12 protein-coding genes are annotated in these 21362 nt (G+C 69.3%); 10 read left to right on the plus strand and 2 right to left on the minus strand.

The window, feature by feature from the left end; all coding sequences use genetic code 11:
* The first annotated feature begins 28 nt into the window (after positions 1-28).
* Both GZ997_RS03515 and GZ997_RS03520 read left to right on the plus strand, forming a co-directional pair.
* Complete coding sequence (locus GZ997_RS03515) at positions 29-1975, plus strand: CocE/NonD family hydrolase (RefSeq protein ID WP_162678877.1); 1947 nt, start codon at positions 29-31, stop codon at positions 1973-1975.
* Between the two features lie 118 nt (positions 1976-2093).
* Positions 2094-3368: a family 1 glycosylhydrolase gene (locus tag GZ997_RS03520; protein WP_162678878.1), complete on the plus strand. Its 1275-nt coding sequence runs from the start codon at positions 2094-2096 to the stop codon at positions 3366-3368.
* 8 nt (positions 3369-3376) lie between these two features.
* On the opposite strand, the gene GZ997_RS03525 is transcribed toward GZ997_RS03520, so the two are convergent.
* Positions 3377-4945: a DUF1593 domain-containing protein gene (locus tag GZ997_RS03525; RefSeq protein WP_162678879.1), complete on the minus strand. Its 1569-nt coding sequence runs from the start codon at positions 4943-4945 to the stop codon at positions 3377-3379.
* Positions 4946-5523: 578 nt separating this feature from the next.
* On the opposite strand from GZ997_RS03525, the gene GZ997_RS03530 reads away from it, so the two are divergent.
* The gene (locus GZ997_RS03530; protein WP_343212261.1) at positions 5524-7896 is read left to right on the plus strand and encodes a prolyl oligopeptidase family serine peptidase; all 2373 of its coding nucleotides are present in this window, start codon (positions 5524-5526) and stop codon (positions 7894-7896) included.
* Positions 7897-7946: 50 nt separating this feature from the next.
* Here the strand turns inward: GZ997_RS03530 and GZ997_RS03535 are convergent, their stop codons facing one another.
* Positions 7947-8558, minus strand: a complete 612-nt coding sequence (locus tag GZ997_RS03535; RefSeq protein ID WP_162678881.1) for a DUF1269 domain-containing protein — start codon at positions 8556-8558, stop codon at positions 7947-7949.
* Positions 8559-8713: 155 nt separating this feature from the next.
* Between GZ997_RS03535 and GZ997_RS03540 the strand changes: the two genes are divergently transcribed.
* From GZ997_RS03540 to GZ997_RS03570, 7 genes are all read left to right on the plus strand, one after another.
* A complete protein-coding gene (locus GZ997_RS03540) occupies positions 8714-9958 on the plus strand; it encodes a helix-turn-helix domain-containing protein (protein ID WP_162678882.1) in 1245 nt (414 codons plus the stop codon).
* 238 nt (positions 9959-10196) lie between these two features.
* Complete coding sequence (locus tag GZ997_RS03545; protein ID WP_162678883.1) at positions 10197-10793, plus strand: TMEM175 family protein; 597 nt, start codon at positions 10197-10199, stop codon at positions 10791-10793.
* A 155-nt stretch (positions 10794-10948) separates the two neighbouring features.
* Complete coding sequence (locus GZ997_RS03550; RefSeq protein ID WP_162678884.1) at positions 10949-12700, plus strand: ABC transporter ATP-binding protein; 1752 nt, start codon at positions 10949-10951, stop codon at positions 12698-12700.
* A gap of 2 nt (positions 12701-12702) precedes the next feature.
* Positions 12703-14709: an ABC transporter ATP-binding protein gene (locus GZ997_RS03555; RefSeq protein WP_162678885.1), complete on the plus strand. Its 2007-nt coding sequence runs from the start codon at positions 12703-12705 to the stop codon at positions 14707-14709.
* Between the two features lie 191 nt (positions 14710-14900).
* A complete protein-coding gene (locus tag GZ997_RS03560; protein ID WP_162678886.1) occupies positions 14901-15185 on the plus strand; it encodes a putative quinol monooxygenase in 285 nt (94 codons plus the stop codon).
* Between the two features lie 1272 nt (positions 15186-16457).
* Positions 16458-18788 carry an AAA family ATPase gene (locus GZ997_RS03565; protein WP_162678887.1) on the plus strand — a complete coding sequence of 777 codons (2331 nt, stop codon included), beginning with the start codon at positions 16458-16460 and terminating at the stop codon, positions 18786-18788.
* Between the two features lie 235 nt (positions 18789-19023).
* Complete coding sequence (locus GZ997_RS03570) at positions 19024-21210, plus strand: hypothetical protein (protein WP_162678888.1); 2187 nt, start codon at positions 19024-19026, stop codon at positions 21208-21210.
* Positions 21211-21362: the final 152 nt, after the last annotated feature.

The raw sequence follows: 21362 nt of genomic DNA on the forward strand, positions 1-21362 counted from the left end.
CAACCGACCGCGGACAGGAGTAGTGCCCATGACCGACAGCCCTGAAAACACCCGGGCCACCGCCATCCCGGACTCCGTCCGCACCACCCTGAAGCTGCCCGCTGCGGACGGACCCGCCTCCCGCGCCATCCACGAGGTGCTAGAGGTCCCGATGCCGGACGGGACCGTGCTGCGCGCCGACGTCGTGCGTCCCGCCGACGCCGCCGCCCACCCGGCGCTGCTGACCCGCTGCCCCTACTTCGGCGCCTGGCGCCCTATGGTTGCCGAAGTCACAGGCGCGGACCCGGCCACGCCCGGGCTCATGGCGGGCGTCCTGGGCATGCAGGCGGGCGTGAGCCTGGATCGGGCCGTCGCCGCGGGCTTCGCGGTGGTCGCCCAGGCCTGTCGCGGCACGGACATCTCCGACGGCGACTTCCGCTTCTACTTCGATGAGGCCGCCGACGGTACCGCGACGCGCGCGGCGCTGGCCGCGCTGCCCTGGTGCGACGGGAGGGTGATCACCTTCGGCAACTCCTACCTGACCACCACCCAGTTCACCGCCGCCCTGGCGAGCACCGAGAACCTGGCGGGCATGACCGCCTGGGTGTCTCCCTCCACCTATGACGATGACCTGGCCATGCGCGGCGGTGTGCTGCTGGAGGGCCCGTCCTATGAGTGGGCGCGCCAGCAGGTACGCACCGGGCTGTGGCGCGACGGTCGCGCGGACGCCCCGCAGGAGGCGCTGCCCGAACCCGTGGACGCATTCACCCGCTACCTGGAGCGGGTCGGCGTTGCACAGGCGGCACGCGATCTGGCGGCCGCGCACCGGGCCGGCGGGCACGTGGTGGACTGGGTGAACCATCCGCTGCACGACGCCTACTGGGAGTCCGTCGCCTACCCGACCGATGCCCTGGCCGACTTGGACGTGCCGACGCTGCACGTGTCCGGCTGGTACGACCTGTTCCAGGGCGGCACCCTGCGCAATTTCACGGCCATGGCCTCCGGTGCGGCGGCGCGGGGCCGCCCCGGCGACGTACGCCTGGTGGTCGGACCCTGGACTCACCTGACCTTCGACGGGCACCTGGCCGGGCGCGACTTCCCCGGCGGCGGCATCGACGACGTCGGCCTGGGCGAGTTGAGCCTGGACTTCTGGAAGGCGGTGCTCGGGGACGCGCAGGCGGCGGCGCGGCTGCCCCGCGACCCGGTACGCGTTTACATCATGGGCGCGGACCGGTGGATCGACCTGCCCGCCTGGCCCGCCCCCGACGCCGTCGAACAGGCTTGGCACCTGGGCGCGGGCGGAATACTGGACGCCCCAGGAGAGGGGCGGATTGAACCCGCCGCACAGTCCGACGGTGTCACGAGCACTGCGGCCGATGCGGTCTCGCCGCGGGAACGGTCCGCCCATGAGGCTGCTCCGGGCTTCACCGCCTGGGTGCATGACCCCGCGGATCCGGTGCCCACCGCGGGCGGCCAGATGCTAATGGGGCCGCCGGAGAACGCCGGCCCGCACGACCAGCGCGACGTCGAGGCGCGCGGGGACGTCGCGGCGTTCACCAGTGCGCCGCTGACCGAGCCGGTGACGATCCTCGGGCCGGTGCGCCTTGAGGCCTGGGTGGCGGCCGACGCCGTGGACGCCCACCTGCACGCCGCCCTGACCGACGTGGCCCCGGACGGCACCTCCACCCTGCTGACCGACGGCGTGCTGCGGCTCAGCGCCCGCGCCGGAACGGGTAGGCGTGACCCGCTCACGCCGGGTGAGCCCGTGGAGGCGAAGGTGGACATGTGGGCCACCGGCGTGCACCTGCCGGCCGGACACCGCCTGCGCCTGGACCTGGCCGGCTCCAACTGGCCGCGCTACAGCGTGGCCGACCCGGCCGACGGCGCCCCGGTGGCCATGCGGGTGCTGCACGACGCCGACCACCCCAGCGCCGTCGTCGTCACCACCGTCGATCTGACGGCTCACCCCGCCGCTCCCCCTCACCGAGGTCGGTAGAAGTTACGTGCCGAGGTCGGTAGAAGTAACGTGCCGAATTCGGTCGAAGCGGCGCAATGCGGTCCGCTCCCGTTGGACACTGACCACTGCGCCATTCACCTCAGCAAAAGGACCAGCCATGACCATCCTGCGCGACGACTTCATCTGGGGCGCCTCCACCGCCGCCCATCAGGTGGAGGGCGACAACATCGCCTCAGACTTCTGGGCCGTGGAGCACTCCCCCGCCGGTTTGCTGCCGGAGAAGTCCGGCTCCGCCTGCGACTCCTTCCACCGCTACCGCGAGGACATCCGCCTGGCCGCCGCGGGCGGATTGAAGGCTTACCGCTTCTCCATCGAGTGGGCTCGCATCGAGCCGGCCGACGGCGACTTCTCCCGCGCCGCCCTGCTGCACTACCGGGACATGATTGACGCCTGCCATGAGTACGGCCTGGAGCCGATCATCACCCTGCACCACTTCACCTGCCCGCTGTGGTTCACGCTCGGCGGCGGCATCCAGCGCGCCGACGCCGCCGACCGCTTCGCCGCCTACGTACGCTACGTCTCCGAGATCCTGCACGACGTGCGCTGGATCATCACCATCAACGAGCCCAACATCCTGAACCTGATGAGCGGCCTGACCGCCGTGATCGGCGAGAACCCCGGGACGGAGCGCGCTCCGGCCGGGGGCGTGGCGGCTGGTAACGCCGAACATGGGGCCGACGACGTCGAGGCGGCCGCGCCCACCGAGCGGATGGCCGCCCTGCCCGCCCCGTCGCTCGAGCTGGCGCCCAAGCTGATCGCCATGCACGCCGCCGCCCGTGCCGTGCTGCGCCAGACCGTGCCGCAGGCGCAGGTCGGCTGGGCGATCGCCGCCCAGGCCTTCACCCCCACCCCCGGTAATGATGAGGCGTTCGAGCGGGTCTTCCACCAGTGGGAGGGCGTCTACCTGGACGCCACCGGCGAGGACGACTTCATCGGCGTGCAGGCATACACCTCCCAGCCGGTGGACGCCTCCGGCCCCGTCCCGCACCCCGACTCGCCCGAGAACACGCTGACCGGCTGGGCCTACCGTCCCGACGCGCTGGGCATCAACCTGCGCCGCTACTGGGAGCGCTACGGCAAGCCCCTGCTGGTCACCGAGAACGGCATCGCCACCTCCGATGACGCCCGCCGCATCGCCTACACCACCGAGGCGCTGCGCGGCCTGATCGCGGCCGTGGCCGACGGCGCGGATGTACGCGGCTACTGCCACTGGTCACTGCTGGACAACTATGAGTGGGGCCGCTGGGAGCCGACTTTCGGGCTGATCGCCGTGGACCGCGAGCGCGACTTCGCCCGCACGCCCAAGCCCTCCCTGGCCTGGCTGGGTCGCATCGCCGCCGAGAATGCCGCCTCGCTCGAGCCCGGCGCCTGACTCCTGGCTTAGCCTGCGTCCGCGACCTCCAGCACCACGCGCTGGTAGCGGGTCAGCGGCGGGGTGCCGGTGTCGGTGCCCTCGACGATCAGGTGGATCGCCTGGCCGGGGCGCGCCTGGGCGGGGACGGTGACGACGGCGGTGCCGGCGCCGTCGTCCTGGATGCGCGGCGGCGTCGGGCAGGGATTCGGCCCGGCCTCCGGGTAGGCCCACCAGCGCAGCAGCACGTGGTCGCCGTCGGGGTCGGTGGCGGTGGCGGTCAGGGTGACCACCTCGCCGGGGCGCACGCGGCGCACCAGCCCACTGCCGCCGTCGGGGTGCTCGACGACGACGGCCGGCGGGTGGTTGGCGTCCTCGTAGCGTGGCGTCACCGACCAGGTCAGGCGGGCGGCGAACTCGTTCTGCAGGGCCCGCCACCAGCGGGTCATGTGGTACTCGGGCGGGGCGGAGCCGTCGGCGGCGTGGTCGACCACCTGTTGGGGGTAGTCGGGCTGGGGCAGGCCGGGCAGGTCGAAGCGCATGTCGGAGGTGAGCGTGTCGGGCAGCTGCGGGTGGGGGACCTGGCGGCCGCCCCAGCCGCCGAAGGTGGCGTCCTCCCAGGAGTGCAGGCCGCTGGGGATCAGCAGGGTGAAGTTGGAGGTGTCGCCCTCGGAGATGAAGGACCCCGCCTCCTGCACCGGGCACCACACCCGGTAGCCCTCCGCGCGCAGCTGCGCCTCGGTCTTGCCCGTCTCGCCGAAGTAGTCCTCGGGGTCGAAGTCGGCGGCCATGCGCCGCCCGTCGCCCCACACCCGGTAGGCGGCCCCCAGGGGCCCGCGGGCGCTGACGTTCTCGCGCGTCCACTGCGGGCCAACGAGCTCGAGGTCCGCGGGGAGCAGCACGTCCCGGGTGGTGTATCCCCAGGCGCGGGTGGCGACCTCGCGGTGCTCCAGGCCGGGCCAGCGCGGCCGGATGTATTCACTCAGGGTGGAGTCCTGCTCCCCGAAGGAGGACAGCACCACCCGGTCCAGCACCCGCTGCTTCAGCGTCGGCCAGTCCTCCCGGCCTCCGAGTTCCTCTTCCAGGGTGCGTAGGGCGCGGGCGAAGGTGGAGATGCCGCCCCAGGCCTGGATGAACAGGGGGCGGGCGGCGTCCAGCAGCGCGCCGCCCTCGCCGGTGGCGGCGTCCGGGGTCAGCGCGATGTCCCGCAGCAGATCGGCGATGAGCGTTGAGCCGGGGGTGTCTTCGTCCATCTCCCCTTCGGCGGTGATGTTGCCCATGCGCACCAGGGAGCGCAGGTGGGCGGCGGTGGGGAAGCGGGGGTCGTGCACGCGCAGGGTGTCCTCCACTTGGGCGTAGGCGTCGATGGCCTCGTCGATGTGGAGCCTGTCACCGGGGGCGGGCCAGCGGTGGGAGGCGATGCCGCGGGCGGGGTCGCCGGCGTAGTGGAACTTGCTGCCCGCGTACACCAGCCCACACAGGTCGATCTCGGCGGCGTGGGTGAGCAGGCGGATCATGGAGTTCAGGTCATCCAGCTCGGGGTCGGTCGTGACCACGACGCGGGGCCAGTCGGCCCGCGGGAAGGCTTCCTTGCGCATGGCCCCAGCGTGCCACATGCGCGGTTCGCTGCGAGATCTCGACGACGCCTGAACGGCCCATTAGGACGCCCGCACCGATATGCGTCTGTGCCCGCAGTTACACTGAGCCCGCCTTCTCCGGCCCCTTCTCCCGGGACACCACTGTCCTGACAGCCGGGGAAGAAGGAGGTTGGGGAGGAGGTGAGGGCCGTGTCCAAACCGAAAGGCCGACACGCCAAAGTCCGGAAGGACAGGATTACGGCCCGGCAGGTGAGCGAGATAATTAACGACATCGCTCGCCTGGTCCGGGCCGTAGGTGTCCTGACGGATGCCCTCAGTAAGTGGTTCGGCTGAGCCGCTTACGTCGGGGAGTCATCCGGGTTGCTGCCGGGTGGCTCCCCCCTATTGTGCCCGCCCGCGCGCTCGCCTGACAAGGCCGAGCAAGTGGGGGATCGGCGTCGGCGGGGTGTCCCGCTCCCCTTCCATCAGCTTCAGACGGCGTCCCGCTCGCCGCGTACATATGGCAGCGGTCGCCAGCAGCGCTCGCCCGGGCAGCGGGCAGGCTACGCCACCAGCCCGGGATGTGCTGCAATGGGCCGGTGGATCGCACCGACGCCCCGCCCCGTGCAGACGACTCCGCGCCGCCGGACCCCACCGAGGCGCGCGAACTGTCACCGGTGCCCGGCTGGTTGGACGAGCCAACCGGCGAGCAGGCCCTGGCCTGGGCGGCGGCACGGACGGATGAGACGGTCGCCGCCTTCACTGACGACGTCGACTACCTGCGCCTGACCCAGGACCTTCAGGAGATACTCGACTCCCCGGACCGCATTCCCGCAGTCACCGAGGCCGCCGGCATGGTCTACAACTTCTGGACCTCCCCGGAGCACCCCCGCGGAGTGTGGCGGCGCACCACCTGGGCGTCATACGCGGCCGGGGCCCCCTCCCGCCCGCCGCGCCCCGACGACGCCTCCGCCACCGAGTGGGAGGTGCTGCTCGACCTGGATGCTGAGCGCCGTCGGCGCGGCCACGACCTGGCCTGGGCGGGGGCGCAGGTGCTTGACACCGGCCCGCTGGCCGGGCGCCGCGCCCTGGTGAGCCTGTCCGACGGCGGGACGGACGCCACCACCACCCAGGAGTTCGACCTGGAGGAGCGGCGCTTTCTGGGGACGGCCGAGGGCGGCTTCCGCAAGCCCCTGTCCAAGGGCACGCTGACGTGGGGCGCCGACGGCGACACCTGCCTGCTTTCGGACGACTTCGGTGCCGGGTCGCTGTCGCCGGCCGGACTGCCGCGCCAGGCGCGTCGCCTGCGCCGCGGGCAGGCGCCCCGGGACGCCGAGGTGCTGATCACCGGCGCCGCGGATGCGATCGTCACCCGGGCCAGCTGCGATGCTTGGGGCCGCACCTGGCTCATGAGCATGGACGGCATGGGTGACACCCGCGTGTGGTGGCTGCCCGACGACGCCGTCGTGCCCGTCGGCGAGGCGGAGGCGCGGCGGGCGCTTGTGGCCGACGGCGAGGGCGTGCCCGCGGGCGCGATCCGGGTCGAGGCGCCACCGTCGGCCTCCGTCGGCGTGGGGGCGCAGTGGCTGACGATCCAGCTGCGTGAACCCTGGGAGGTGTCGGGGGAACGCTACGAGGCGGGCGTGCTGCTGGGCGCTCCACTGGATCAGTGGCTGCGCGGGGAGCGCGACGGGCTGGAGGTGCTGTTCGCCCCCACGTCCTCGTCCTTCCTGTCCGCCGCCACCTGGACCCGCCACCACCTGGTGCTCACGGTGCTGGACGACGTCGCCGGTCGGCTGGAGGTGTGCACGCCGCCGTCGCAGCGTGAGCCGGAGGCGGGCGATCACGCCGTCAGCCGGGGCGGATGGCACCACCACTGGATCGACCTGACGGGCGCCGCCTACCGCCCGAGTGAAGCCGAGGTAGCCGCGGCCCCGGACCCCACCGAGCTGCGGCCGGGCCGCCCCCTGCTGGAGGTGAGCGCGCAGGCGGTACGGCAGCGGGACACCGACTACCTGTTCATCTCCGCCTCGGGGTGGACCACCCCGCCCACGCTCACGCTCGCCCGCCTGACCGAGGCGGGCGAGGTGACCGGCATGTCGGTGCTGCGGCAGGCGCCTGCCCGCTTCGACGCCCGCGGAGTGCGGGTCAGCCAGCACGTTGCGGTCAGCGCGGACGGCACGCGCGTGCCCTACTTCCAGATCGGTCGGCCACGCACCGGAGCGGATGCAGGCGAAGGTGGGACGGTCCCAGGCCCGACCCTGCTGTATGGCTATGGCGCCTTCGGCACCAGCCAGACGCCCTGCTACCAGCCACTGACCGGGAAGGCCTGGCTGGAGCGGGGTGGCGCCTATGTGGTGGCCTGTACCCGTGGCGGCGGCGAGTACGGTCCCAGCTGGCACCTGGCGGGCACCGGCCGGGGCCGGAGGCTGGTGGTGGAGGACTTCGCGGCGGTGGCGCGCTCCCTGATCGACCGCGGGGTGGCCACAGCGGGACAGCTCGTAGTGCACGGGGCCAGTGCAGGCGGTCTGCTTGCCGGTGAGCTGCTCACCCGTCACCCCGAGCTGATCGGCGGGGCGATCGCGGAGGTGCCGGTGCTGGACCTGGAGCGGTACACGCGGCTGCTGACCGGCGCCATGTGGCGCTCCGAGTTCGGGGACCCGGACGATCCCGACGAATGGGAGTCCATGCGGCCCCTGTCCCCCTTCCACGCCCTGGTGCCGGGGCGGGAGTATCCCCCGCTGCTGCTGCTCACCTCCACCGCCGACGACCGCGTGCATCCGGCGCACGCCCGCGCCATGGCCTACCGGATGCGCGCACTGGGGCTCGCGGCCGGATATGTGGAGCAGAGCGAGGGCGGGCACGCCGGCACGGCGGTCTCTGCCCAGCGCGCCGCCACCAGCGCCCTCCTCCACACCTTCGCCTGGCGGACGGCCGCCGGCGGGGACGTGTTCGGGCACCCCGGCTCGTAGTCGGATGCAAGTAGTCGCGCCCAACGCAGCACCGCCATTAGCGTAAGGCGTCAGTTCTTACGCTGGAACCACCTCCCCTTGAGGCGGGCGACACGCTCATCCCAGGAGTCCTTGCGATCCTGACGGCGCTGCTCGCGCATGACGCGGCTGGCCTCCTTATCCGCCGCCTCCGCGGCAGCCTCGGCCGCCTCCAGCTCGGCAAGTACGTCCACGGCGGCACGCCGCAGGACGACGCCGTCTTGGGACGCGGCCAACCCGTCCAGTACCTCCGGCGTCACCTCGTTCACCTCTGCGAGGATCGCCGTCGTGCCCGCGGGCAGACGGGAGCTGAACTCGCCGACGATGGTCTCGTTGCGGCCCAGCCGCTTGCTGTCAGCGATGGATCCAACCAACGCGCCGGTGCCCCAGCCGAGCAGCACGCCCAGCGGGCCACCGAGAATGCCGACGAACATGCCCACCAGGCCGCCGGTGCTTGCTCCGGCGCCGATGACCGCGTCGCTGCCCTCCGCCAGGTGCAGGCGGCCGTCGGGCTCGCGCTCCGCAATGATCGCCGAGGCGACGCCGATGCGCCCCTCACGGGAGGCCCCGCGCAGGTCGCTCAGCGTCTCATAGGCCTTGCTCGACTCCGTGAAGGTGACGACGGCGAAGTTATGGTCGGTCATGTTCTGCTCCTTCCGTGACGCACGGCGTCCCTCACCGCGCGTTCGGTGAACAGTCAACCGGCCGCATCCCGTAACAGCCATGGTCCCGCGACCAGAATTCGCCCATGCCGTCGTGCAACTTGCACAAGGCGCGCGTTGCGCGCACAGTGCTGTCCGTGAATCCCGCCGACGCCGCACCGGAGCCGCTGGAACTTCCCGAGCAGCTGCGCCACGAGTTCGTACGAAGGCTCACCAACCGTGCAGACTGCGAGGCCGCCGCAACTCTTAGACAAGTTGCACGCGACCTGCCGGATCTGGTGGTCGACGCCGAGCTGCGAAGACTGACCACCGAGGTAATCAAGGGTTCCTTTCAGTCACTCAGCACTACGCTCCTGCTGGAGACCTCCGGGCAGGACCCCTTGCTCGCCGCGACGGAGGAGATCGTCCAGCACTTGGCGGACCGGGGTGCCGCGGCAGACGTCGTCGAGTCCGTGTTCCTCAATGCCAGCAGGGTGTTCGTCAGGGATGTGGTGTCCACGGCGGTAGAGGTGCTGCCCGCCGGCATGACGTCGCAGGTGCTGCCGCCCCTGGTCGACGTCGTGCTGGCTCAGCTCGCGGCGCGGCACCGCAAAACGGTGGGAGCCTTCTTCGAACGGCGGCAACGCCGTCAGCAGCGCAGCGACGCGGCCCTCCAGGCACGTCTCCGTTCGGTCCTGGACGGTGAGGTCACCGACGGCGCAGTGGCCTCCCGCCTGCTCGGGTATCCGGTGAGTTCCTGGAATATTGCCGCCGTGGTGCGGACCAAATATGACTTCGACGAGGCGATCAGCGGATTGGAGCGACGGCTACGTGAGACGTTGCCGACCGAAAGGACGCTGGTCGTGAACTTGGCGGAGGACACGGCGGCCCTGTGGTCCTCCTGCCAGTCGCAGCCCGCCCAGCAGCACTGGGCGGAGCAGATCCGTAAGGACGAATCCCTGGTCGGTGCCTTCGGGCAGCCGGAGTGGGGCATCACCGGTTTTGTGCGAACCTATGAGCAGGCCACGGCGGCGTTCAAGGTAGTGACCGCATCGGCGGACGGACCCAGAGCGGCAGATTACAGCGAGGTAGCGCCACTGACCTTCATGCTGCACAGCCCGGAACACACCCGGCGCTGGCTCGGAGCCACGCTCGGCCCACTGGCAGGCGGGACCGCGGACGCGGAGCGGCTGCGCTTCACCCTGCGCCACTATTTCGCAGCAGGTGAGAACGCTAGCGTCACTGCTGAACGCCTCTACGTTCACCGCAATACGGTCAACTACCGCATTGCCCAGGCGGTCGGCATGCTTCCGGACGGTTTGGAGGGGCACCGAACCGACATCGCCCTGGCACTCGCCCTGCTGGCATGGATTCCCGATGCCGCCGACCCGGTGACGCCCTGACCGGCCACCCGCGCCGACTGGGACGACCGCGGCCAAGGACGGTGTTCATCGGACTGCCCGCCCCGAGTACTTCCGCTTAGCCGCCCCCCCATCCGCGCCCGTCGCCAGTCGTCTACTACGCTACTTCACCGTTGGGTACGCCGGTTAGACCTTTGTTGAACGGCCCACAGCCATTCAGCAAACCCCTAAGTGGCGTAGCAGACGGCGAACCGGCATAACAGACTACGGAGGAAACTGCATGCCCCAGAAGCCGCCCGTAACCATGGGCAAGGAGAGGCTCGCCGCCTTCATGGACGCGGTCCTCGCCATCATCATCACCATCCTCATCCTGGAACTGCCCCAGCCCGAGGCGGTCAGCCTCGCGGGGCTGTGGGGACTGCGTAACGAGTTGCTGGCCTATACGGTCTCCTTCGCCTGGCTGGGCCTGCTGTGGGCGCGCCTGCATTACGAGTGGGACCCGGCCGCCGTGGTAACCCGCGCGACGGTGGGCCTGAGCCTGCTACTACTCTTCTTCGCCTCGTTCTTCCCCTACACCACGACGCTGGTGGCCCAGAATCCGGGTAACAGCACCGCGCAGGTGCTCTACGGTCTGGTCTTCCTGCTGACCTCCGTCAGTCGCGTCGCTGTGCACCATTCACTGCAGGCCGCCGACCCGGACAATCAGGCGCTGGTTCCGCTGCGCCGCGATCGCCGGGCCCTGGCGCCGGCGGAGTGGGCAATCCAGATCCTGGGGCTGGTGCTGGCCGCAGTCTGGGTGCCACGTGTGATGACGGTGGCGCTGCTGGGAGGCATCGTCATCAGCCTGGTCGCTTACCTGCAGCGGCGCGGAGACTGAGCGCTCATGCGGCAGCCCGCCGTCGCCACCTCTCCACCAAGATCGGTAGAACTTGCATGCCCAAGCCGGTAGCAGGATTGCCATTCTCCCCGTTGGCCACAGATCACGTCGATCGGCCACTACCTAATCTACCGGGAAGCTGGTAAAAGACCCCTGTGAAGACCGTACGTACCCTCCTGCGCAGCCTGCGCGAGTACCGCAGGCCATCACTGCAGGCACCGCTGTTCATGGTGGGCGAGGCCGGGCTGGAGTGCGTCCTGCCACTGCTGATGGCCGAGCTCATCGACACCCTCACCGGCAGCTCCATGGGCCCGATCCTGCGCATCGGCCTGGTTCTGGTGGTCATGGCACTCATCTCGCTCGTGTGCGGCGTCATGTCCGGCGTGCGCGCCGCCACGGCGGCCGCCGGCCTGGCACGCAACCTGCGCCAGGACCTGTTCTACCGGGTACAGGAGTTCTCCTTCGCAGACATCGACCGCTTCTCGACATCGTCGCTGGTCACCCGCATGACCACCGACGTCACCAATGTGCAGAACGCCTACCAGATGATCATCCGCGTTGCCGTGCGCGTCCCGCTGATGGTCATCTTCTCCATCATCATGACGCTCACGATCAACGCCCGACTGGCGCTGATCTTCATCATCATGCTGCCGCTGCTCGGGGGCGCGCTGATCGGCCTGGCCGCCTACGTGTTCCCAATCTTCAGGCGGATCTTCAAGAAGTACGACGCCCTGAACAACTCCGTGCAGGAGAACGTCTCCGCGATCCGGGTGGTGAAGTCCTTCGTCACCGAGGAGCACGAGAAGACGAAGTTCCGCGCCGCCTCCCAGCAGGTGCGCAGGGACTTCACCTACGCCGAGAAGATCCTGGCTCTCAACGGCCCGATCATGGTCTTCTTCATCTATGTGTCGCTGATGCTGGTCAACTACCTGGGCGCCCGGGTGGTAGTAGGCAGCGGCGGTACCGAGCTGACCACCGGCGAGTTCTCCTCGCTGATGACCTATGGCGTGCAGATCCTGGCCTCGATGATGATGCTCGCCTTCATCTTCGTGATGGTGTCGATGTCGGTGGAGTCCGCCAACCGTATCGCCGAGGTCATCGAGCACCGCCCCACCCTCACCTCCCCCGCCGACGGCCGCACCGAGGTTCCCGACGGCGAGGTCCGCTTCGAGGGCGTCTCCTTCCGCTACTCCGCCGATGCCCAGGCCGACGTTCTGCACGACATCGATCTGACCATCCCGTCGGGCTCCACCCTGGGGATCGTCGGCGGCACTGGCTCGGCTAAGACCACACTCATCCAGCTAATCTCCCGCCTGTACGACGTCACCTCCGGACGGGTGAGCGTCGGCGGCGTCGACGTGCGCGAGTACGGCTTGGAGTCCCTGCGTGACGCCGTCGCCGTCGTGCTGCAGAAGAACGTCCTGTTCGCCGGCACCATCAAGGACAATCTGCGCTGGGGCGACCCGGAGGCCACCGACGCCCAGCTCGTCCGCGCCTGTGAGCTGGCCCAGGCCGACGAGTTCATCCGCCAGTTCCCCGACGGCTACGACACCCGCATCGAACAGGGCGGCACCAACGTCTCCGGCGGGCAGAAGCAGCGCCTGTGCATCGCCCGCGCCCTGCTGAAGAAGCCGCGGATCCTGATCCTGGACGACTCGACCTCCGCCGTCGACACCCGCACGGACGCCCTGATCCGCCGGGCCTTCGACCAGGAGATCCCCGACACCACCAAGATCATCATCGCCCAGCGGCTCTCCTCCGTTGAGCACGCCGATCAGATCATCGTGCTCTACGACGGCCGCATCCTGGAGCGCGGCACCCATGCGGAGCTGATGGCCCTGGGCGGCGAGTACCAGCAGATCTACGAGTCGCAGAATCGCACCAGTCAGGAACAGGAGGTGGCGTGATCATGGCGCGCAACCGCACCGACCGGCCCGAGGAGCGTCCCGACGCCGAGCAGCCGGAGGCCGTCGTCGAGGCCAGCGCCACCGCACAGCACCCCGATGGCCAGTCTGACCCGCACGCTCTGCCGCACATCGACCGCCCGGCGCGTCGGCTGCTGGCCTACGTCTTCCACTACTACCCGTGGCAGCTGATCGTCGTCGCTATCAGCATCGTGATCGCCTCGGTGGCATCCACGGTCGCCTCCATCTTCATGCAGCGGGTGGTCGACGAGGTGATCACCCCCGGCCTGAGCGCGGGCCTAGACGCCGTCATGCCCACGCTGGTGCGGATTATCACCGCCATGGGCGTGGTCTACGCCCTCGGGGTGATCACCAGCTTCCTGTACTCACGCATCATGGCGGTGGTCACGCAGGGCTCGCTCAAGCACATGCGCGACGACATGTTCGACCGCATGCAGTCCCTGCCGATCAAGTACTTCGACACCCACGCCCACGGCGCGATCATGTCGACCTACACCAATGACACCGACGCCGTGCGCCAGCTGATCGGCCAGTCGGTGCCCACGCTCATTCAGTCCGGCCTGACGCTCGGGGCGATGCTGGCGATGATGCTCTACTACAGCCTCTGGCTGACGATCCTGGTGCTGGTCGTGGCCGCGATCATGGTCGCCGCCACCCGCAGCCTGGGCGGGAAGTCCTCGCAGTACATGGTCGCCCAGCAGCAGTCACTGGCCACCGAGGAGGGCTTCATCGAGGAGATAATGGGCGGGCAGAAGGTCGTCCAGGTCTTCAATCACGAGGAGGCCGCCAAGGCCGACTTCGACGTCCTGAACCGGCAGCTGTTCTCCGACTCGGAGAAGGCCAACCAGTACGGCAACATCCTCGGCCCCGTCATGGGCAACCTCGGCAACCTGCTGTACGTGCTGATCGCCTTGGTTGGCGGCCTGCTCATTCAGCTGCAGGTCACCAACATCGGCTTCGCCGGCATGGGCACCATCACCGTCGGCATCATCGTCTCCTACCTGACGATGGTGCGGCAGCTGTCCCAGACCATCAACCAGGCCTCTCAGCAGGTGGCGCTGATCGCCATGGGCCTGGCCGGCGCCGGCCGAGTCTTCGCCCTCATCGACGAGCAGCCCGAGCAGGACGGCGGGTATGTGGGCCTGGTCGACGCCGTCGAGACGGCCGACGGCGGTGTCCAGCCCGCCGACCGCAAGACCGACGTGTGGGCCTGGCGCCACCCCCACCAGGCGGATGGCACCGTCACCTACACGCGGCTGCGGGGCGAGATCGTCATGAAGCACGTGGACTTCTCCTACGACGGCGTCAAGGAGGTCCTCCACGACGTCTCCCTGTGGGCCAAGCCGGGGCAGAAGATCGCCTTCGTGGGCGCCACCGGCGCCGGGAAGACCACGATCACCAACCTGATCAACCGCTTCTACGACATCGACGACGGCAAGATCCGCTACGACGGCATCAACATCAACAAGATCGCCAAGGCAGACCTGCGCCGCTCGCTGGGCGTGGTGCTCCAGGACGTGCGCCTGTTCACCGGCACGGTCATGGACAACATCCGCTACGGGCGCCTGGACGCCACTGACGAGGAGTGCATCGAGGCGGCGAAGCTCGCGAACGCCGACGGCTTCATCCGCCGTCTGCCCCAGGGGTACCAGACGGTGATCTCGGGCGATAGCTCGAGCCTGTCCCAGGGACAGGCTCAGCTGCTGTCGATCGCCCGCGCCGCCGTCGCCGACCCGCCGGTGATGATCCTGGATGAGGCCACCAGCTCCATCGACACCCGCACCGAGGCACTGGTGCAGGCCGGCATGGACAACCTCATGCGGGGGCGGACGGTGTTCGTGATCGCCCACCGGCTGTCCACGGTGCGCAACTCCGACGCGATCATGGTGCTGGACCACGGCCGCATCATCGAGCGCGGCAACCACGACCAGCTCATCGAGCAGCGCGGTACCTACTACCAGCTCTACACCGGCGCCTTCGAGCTGGAGTAGGCCAGGACGAACTGGAGTCGCCCTGGAGCGGCAGGGGTAACCCCGGGGTGCCCCAGGAAGCACCCCGCAGTCCCCCTTCACCGAGGTCGGTAGACGTTACCTACCGAGGTCGGTAGACGTTACGTGCCGAGGTCGGTAGTAATGACACAGCCGCACTGTCGGCAGCTGTACCCATGCACAAAGGAGCCCCCATGATCCGCATCATCGCCACCTTCCCCGTCCGGCCCGACGCCGTCGACGAGTTCACCGCCAAGGCCCGTCAGCTTGTGGAGGCCTCACGCGCGGAGTCCGGCAACGTCTCCTACGAGCTGCTGCGCGCCCGCGACGACGCCACTACCCTCACCTTCCTGGAGACATGGGCCGACGACACCGCCATCGAGGCGCACAACGCCTCCGCGCACTTCACCACGCTCATCCCACAGCTGATCGCCCTAACGACCAGCGATCCGGCCATCGTCCAGTACGAGCCGGCCTGATTTCCATCGCCCCAGGGCATACGGCTCTCCCGGTTTGAGGCGTGATGGTGCCGGCTGGGGATTGACAATTGGTGGCCGTGTTCGGGCGCGGGGGGTCGTCTCGCGCTGATGCGGTCGTGTTCGGGCAGGCAGGAACGTCGTCGGCGCCGTTGCGGGTGCGGACGGCTCGTGTGTTTGGACAACGGTTCGCCAGGTAGCGGCGAGAACCGCAACCAGCCAACCCACCGCACTCGCCAACACGAAGAACCGGATGTGTCATGTATCCGTCGAACCCGGGCGCCCATGTTCTCGACCAGACTGATGCACCCCTCCAGGCCGAGGCCGCCGCGCCCGTAGGCGTCCTGGAGCGCATACAGGGCCACTGCGCGTTTGAGAGTCATGTTTCCGTCCTTTCTCCTACATGTGGGAAGTAAGGCGGTCGGGACCGGGCGCGCGGAACTGCGAGCGCGGACGACCGCGCAGTTCCGGGAGAATAACCCTTTCAACCCCGGTACCCGGGAATCTGCGTCGGCTCCCGGCCAGCCCGGTCGTCGCCGGTCCGGGGCGGGATCACCCCGACCCCGTCGACGACGACGCCTCTCCCGCCTCCGCCCCGGCCACCCCGCGCCGGGAACGCCTCTTGTCCCCAAGTCGTCAAGGATGTATAAATGGCCCGTGTTCTCGTCATCCTCAATGTCTCCAGCGCCGCTGCTCCATGTCAAGCGGCGCCGGAGTGACGTGCGCATTGCAGCCACGTGGGGACGAAAACCGTTGAATCCGCGACGACAGCGCAGTTGACCCGTTCCCCGGCCCCCGCACCGCAGGCGCCCACGCCTTGCGACACCGTGTGCGAGTGGCCGGCGGGCATCACACAGCAGGTCCCCCTGGGCGTTCCATCTTCCGTGAGTGACTGCCCTTCCGGGGGCGGCGCTGGTCTGTCGCACTGACAACTCCGGCGCCCGTGGCGTGGTCCCGAGCACTCCCAAGGCTCCCCGGGCCGGGGACGGTGACGCCCGCCGACTGTGCGTGTGCCCCAGGCACCCCAAGCCCCAGAGCGGACCTGCGCGGCGCGAAACGGCGTCGGCGACCCTGCTCCCCGCCAGGAACCGGCAGAACCCGGCGCCCACACCGCCCGCAGCCAGCCGGTCCAGGGGCCTGCCCGGTCCCCGTCAGCCCGGAGGCCGCCCTGGCCTCGCGGGGGCACCGGCACAGGTACGCAGGCAGGCCAGCACGAACGGGTCGGCAGATAACAGGAAGTCGAGATGAAGTACCAACAGGAAGGAGAACAAGACAATGCGGCGGTTGCTGCTGATGAGAGGGGCGCCCGGGTGCGGCAAGACCACCTGGGTACGTAGCCACGGGCTGGAGGACCAGGTGGTCTCCGCCGATCAGTTCCGCGAGCTGGTGTACCCGCGCGCCATGACCCTGGACGGTGCCACCTCGCTGCTAGGTGGCGCAGACAAGATGATCTGGCGGATGGTGTTCGACGCCGCCGAGGCGCGCATGGCCCGTGGAGCGACGGTCGTCGTCGACTCCACCAATCTGAGCTCCAAGGAGCAGAACCAGTGGCGTGAGCTGGCGCTGCGCCACCACTACCGGGTAGGCCTGGTGGACTGCCAGGAGGGCATCAGCGACGCCGAGCTGCGTCGGCGCAACATCACCCGGGGGCCAGACCGGCTGGACGAGTCCGCCCTGGAGCGCATGCTCCAGCGCGCCCAGGGCAACGCCGTGGTGAAGGGCGTAGAGCGGATCAGCCCCGATGACCCGGCCGCTGTGGCCAGGTTCTTCTCCTACGCGGATGACGTAGCCGACGTCGCTGCCGCCCCAGCCACTGGCGCATCCGAGGCCACAGCCACCGGCACCGGTCTGCTCTCCGGCGAGGACGTGATGCTCACCGCGCGGGGCGTAACGGTTATCGGTGACGTGCAGTCGTGTTCCCGTGCCCTGTCCCAGGCGCTGGCCGACACCCCAGACGGTGAGGTTATCGTGTTCGCCGGTGACCTGTTCGACCGCGGGCCTGACGCACTGGGCGTATTCGAGCAGGTGCGCGCCCTGGATCCCACCCGAGTGGTGCTGGTCCAAGGCAATCACGAGCTGCGGATGCTCGAGCTCATCCGCCGTACCGGCAAGCCGTCCGCCCGGACCGGCACGAGCCACGAGCAGATCAGGACCCGCTACGGCGACCGTGACATCCTGGATCTGCTGCGGCGTACCGTGCCCCTGTGCACCTTCCGTGTCCACGGCTGTGACACCGTCTGCGTGGTCACTCACGGCGGTGTCACTCAGGCGGCGCTGGAGCGCGCCCTGGCGGGGAGGCAGTCGGGCTGTGGCCTGGCGCACCTGGTGGACAACGAGTTCGTCTACGGAACCTCCCAAAGGGCCCTGACCTACTCGGGTCGATCCACCTACGACCACGTCGATGAGCTCCTGGTCCTGGAGGGCGGGCAGGTGCTCCAGCTCCACGGGCACCGCAACGGCAAGCATGACAGCCAACCCGCCCCTGCCGACGCCGTGGCGGGCGTCTACAACCTGGAGAACCGGGTGGAGGAGGGCGGCGCGCTGCGCGTGGCACGCCTGCGGTCCGGGAATGGTGGCGCCCTGGAGGTCCGTGTCCAGGAGTACCGCGACTACGAGGACGCTCGGGACGGCGAGCGGCAGCCCAGGGAGCAGGCGCCCACGCCATCGGCAGGCGCACAGGTCGACGTCGTCGCCCGTCTGGAAGCCCACCCGGACATCCGTCGACGGGAAGGACCTGACGGGGTGGTGTCCTACATCTTCACCCGGCGGGCCTTCTACAACGGCAACTGGGACGAGCTGACCTCCACCGCCCGCGGGCTGTTCGTTCGCGACGGGAAGGTAGTGGGCCGCGGGTTCGACAAGTTCTTCAACGTCGGCGAGCGCGGCACCACCCTGGACGATCTCACGTATCCCGTGACCCTGACCCGCAAGGTCAATGGGTTCCTCGGGATCATGTTCGCCCTGGACGGGGACCTGCGGGTGTGGTCCAAGGCCGGGGACACCGGCTACGGCCAGGCCGCGGCCCAGGCAGTGGAGCGGGTAGTGGCCGGTGAGGCGCGTCGGCGACTCATCAACTTCCTATCCGATCATGACGTGTCAGTGGCACTGGAGGTCACGCTGGCCAACGACCCCCACCTTGTGGACGAGTCACACCGCCCCGGGGTCACGGCCCTGGCAGTCATAGACAACAGCTTTGCCTTCCACCGCCGCGACGAGCTGATGGGGGAGCTGGCCGGGCTCGGCCTGGCAAGCGTGGAGGTGCTCGCCACTGCGGGCTCCCGCGTCGAACTGGACCAGGTGCTACACGACGATGCGCTGGCCAGCCAGGACCACCCCGTGGAAGGTGTAGTACTCGCAGACGCCCGTCAGTACATGGTGAAGGTCAAGTACGACCAGTACCGCACCCGCCGTCGGCTGCGCAGCGCGCTGGAACGGGTCTACGCCGGAACGAGGGCCCGACTGCCCGAGGAGTTCGCCCACGTACAGGCAGCCCTCGGCCCCGACCCTCTGGCCACCATCGCCGCGTACGTGGTACGCACCCCTGCGGACGGGGTCGGCATCAACATGCCCGGCCTGCTGGACCACCTGGGCATAACCAACGTGTGATGCCATCCCGGCCTGCGGGCGCGAGCCCCGTGTCCGCAGGGCGCGCGCACCGAGCGCCGCGGCAGTGCAGAGCCCTTGCCTGCACTTCCGTAGGCGCTCGGGCCGCGGGGCCGGGGCAGATGGCGTGCCGGCGGCCGTGGGTGGCGGTGTCGGCCGCCCACGGCCGACTCGCCACGCCCGCCCGCGGGCAGTGCGCCCCATGGCCGGGGGCGGCGCCTCCTGCCACCCTGGCAGCATGCGCACCTCCCCCGCCGCCGACGACGACGCCACGCCCTCCCCGGCCAGGACCCGCTCGCGGTCCCCGCGCAGGAACCTGGTCCGAGGCCAGGCCCAGCGCACCGGCTTCCTGCGCGGACTGCGGGCCGGCGGATTACTTACCGCCGCCATCGCAGGGACTGCCGGAGTCTGGGCGCGCCGCGGGATCACCGTCAATACGGAACTCCCGGAGAGGCTGCAACCGGACGCCGGGCTCATTCCGGTCCTAATTCTTCTCGCCCCGGCCATTTGGATAACGATGAGTACGCTCCCAGAAGGCGGGCGAAGGCCATTCACCGGACGCAGCGTCCGGGCTGCGCTGCTGTTGGGCATGCTGCTTATCGTCGCCGCCTGCTGGTCGTTGATCGGTCTAATGCCCATTGATGACATATCCCTCATCCTGATCCTGGCAGTCCTCGCCCCGATCTTCTGGGCAGCGGCCGTTTCTATGGCGGAGGATCTTCGCGCGAGTCCTCGCTGGAGGCACGCGCCCATGGCGCTCATGACGGTTCTGCTGGCGGCACCGCCCGCCATCAGCGCCTACCTGCTCGGCAGATCGTGGTGGCAGCAGTCGGAAGACATCGGGCTCCCTTACCCGGTGCTATTGCAGTATGCCGTCGCCGTCGCCGGACTAGGAGTGGGCGCAGTGGCCGGAGTGCTTCTGCGCGCAGCCAGTGTGGCGGCCCCCGGGGTACGGCGTCGCACACTCAGGCGCCCGCGCGCGGACTGGCCCGCGATGATCGCCATGATTCTGACTGTCGGTCTAGCGGTAACAGCCCTAGCGGCACCGGCCCGAGTCTATGTGTCGCAGTCGGTCCAAGTAGCCGCCGCGGCCGGACAGCCCGTGCCTGAGACGCTCGGCAGCCAATTCACTTGGCAACGCGTATTCGATCGTCGAGCCGAGGACCGGATCCACGGCATCATCCCGGGTTCGGCCGGGCCAATTGCCATCACCGAACACGGCGCCGAGGGCCTGGACCCCAGCACCGGCGAAACCACATGGTCCTACCGCCGCAAGGCGCATACCACGCACCTCGCCTTGAATGATCCGCCCTGCGGCGAAGAAGAGCAGGTGCATTGCCACGCGGCGCTGTCGCCGGATCGCGCCCACCTGGTGATCGTCTACGCCGGGGTCGACGGAAGCCTGTTCGTCTCGCTGGACACCGCCACCGGTGAGGTCACCTTTGAGCGAACCGTTGTGGACTGGCGGGGCTCAGCGGTCCCATTCCAGATCACCGATCACGTAGTCACGGCGGGCGCCGAAGTCCTGTCCTTAAGCGATGGGAGCGTCGTGGCCGAGCTTCCGGACCGCGGCGCCGGCAGCGATCAGAGCGGCGCACAAAGGCCGGAGTATGCGCGCGGTTCGGGTCCCGGTACGCCCCGGATCGATTCGCCCTTCCTTCAGGGTGGGCACTCGACCCTAATTCTTGGAGCCAAGTGCACAGACCCCAGCACGATTTCTGAAAACGCCACGTGGTGCGAGGTAACCGTGGCCCCGGATACCGACCCCGGAGCGAGCAGAACCGTGGAAGGCATCGTTCCTGTATACAGCCACCGGGATCACACCGGCATCGCCATCGTGGATGGTTGGACCGTGCGCTTCAGCGATCCCGCGGCGGTCCGCGAGAGCCTTGGCACTCGATTCGACGCCGAATCACTCGGATACTCTATTGAGGCGGTCAGCCTCGACACCCTTTCCGGGGTCGATGCCGACACGCAGCCGGTGACGCTGGGGGACTTGGACCGCCCCATCTCCCCCAACGCCGCGAGCACACTCGGCATCCGCGATCCGGAGGCTTACGCCTACCGCTCTTACCGCCCGGCCCTTTCGGTCGTATTCGACCCCATGACGGAGCAGGTGTACTCCGCCGGGGACCTGACGGAGCAGGCCACGGGCCGCGGCTACTTTGACACACTAATCGTGAAGAAGAACCTTGAGCACTCGGGCCTGGACGTCCTCGACCTGAACGAGAAGGTCGTGCTGCACCTGGGCCTCGGCCAGGTCGCCTCCCCGGAAGACTTCGTCGCCGCGAACGATATCCCGCTTGTCAGCAGCGGATACCTGGTGCCAGCGCCCGGAACCGTGGTACTCGTCTACGAGCGCGACGCCGTGGACAGCGCCAAGCACCCAACCAAGGAGCAGCTCGTAGTGTGCGGCCTGATTTAGGGGCGGACACCGCCAAGGGGAGGCGCATTCAGTGGGCGGGCCGCCGCCTGCCCGGGTACACGCGGCCCCTGCGCGCTCGGCGGCCGCTCCACGCGTTCAGCGCGTTTACGTTTCCCATGGGCGCGACCCCTGCGCGCTCGGCGGCCGCTCGG

The sequence above is a fragment of the Actinomyces sp. 565 genome (genome assembly GCF_010365615.1).
Classification (GTDB): Bacteria; Actinomycetota; Actinomycetes; order Actinomycetales; family Actinomycetaceae; genus Actinomyces.

Bases quoted from the DNA above. Each gene is read 5' to 3' on its own strand.
- GZ997_RS03520 (WP_162678878.1), top strand. From the start codon at position 2,094: ATGACCATCCTGCGCGACGACTTCATCTGGGGCGCCTCCACCGCCGCC.
- GZ997_RS03570 (WP_162678888.1), top strand. From the start codon at position 19,024: ATGCGCACCTCCCCCGCCGCCGACGACGACGCCACGCCCTCCCCGGCC.
- GZ997_RS03555 (WP_162678885.1), top strand. From the start codon at position 12,703: ATGGCGCGCAACCGCACCGACCGGCCCGAGGAGCGTCCCGACGCCGAG.
- GZ997_RS03560 (WP_162678886.1), top strand. From the start codon at position 14,901: ATGATCCGCATCATCGCCACCTTCCCCGTCCGGCCCGACGCCGTCGAC.
- GZ997_RS03525 (WP_162678879.1), bottom strand. From the start codon at position 4,945: ATGCGCAAGGAAGCCTTCCCGCGGGCCGACTGGCCCCGCGTCGTGGTC.
- GZ997_RS03565 (WP_162678887.1), top strand. From the start codon at position 16,458: ATGCGGCGGTTGCTGCTGATGAGAGGGGCGCCCGGGTGCGGCAAGACC.
- GZ997_RS03515 (WP_162678877.1), top strand. From the start codon at position 29: ATGACCGACAGCCCTGAAAACACCCGGGCCACCGCCATCCCGGACTCC.
- GZ997_RS03535 (WP_162678881.1), bottom strand. From the start codon at position 8,558: ATGACCGACCATAACTTCGCCGTCGTCACCTTCACGGAGTCGAGCAAG.
- GZ997_RS03545 (WP_162678883.1), top strand. From the start codon at position 10,197: ATGCCCCAGAAGCCGCCCGTAACCATGGGCAAGGAGAGGCTCGCCGCC.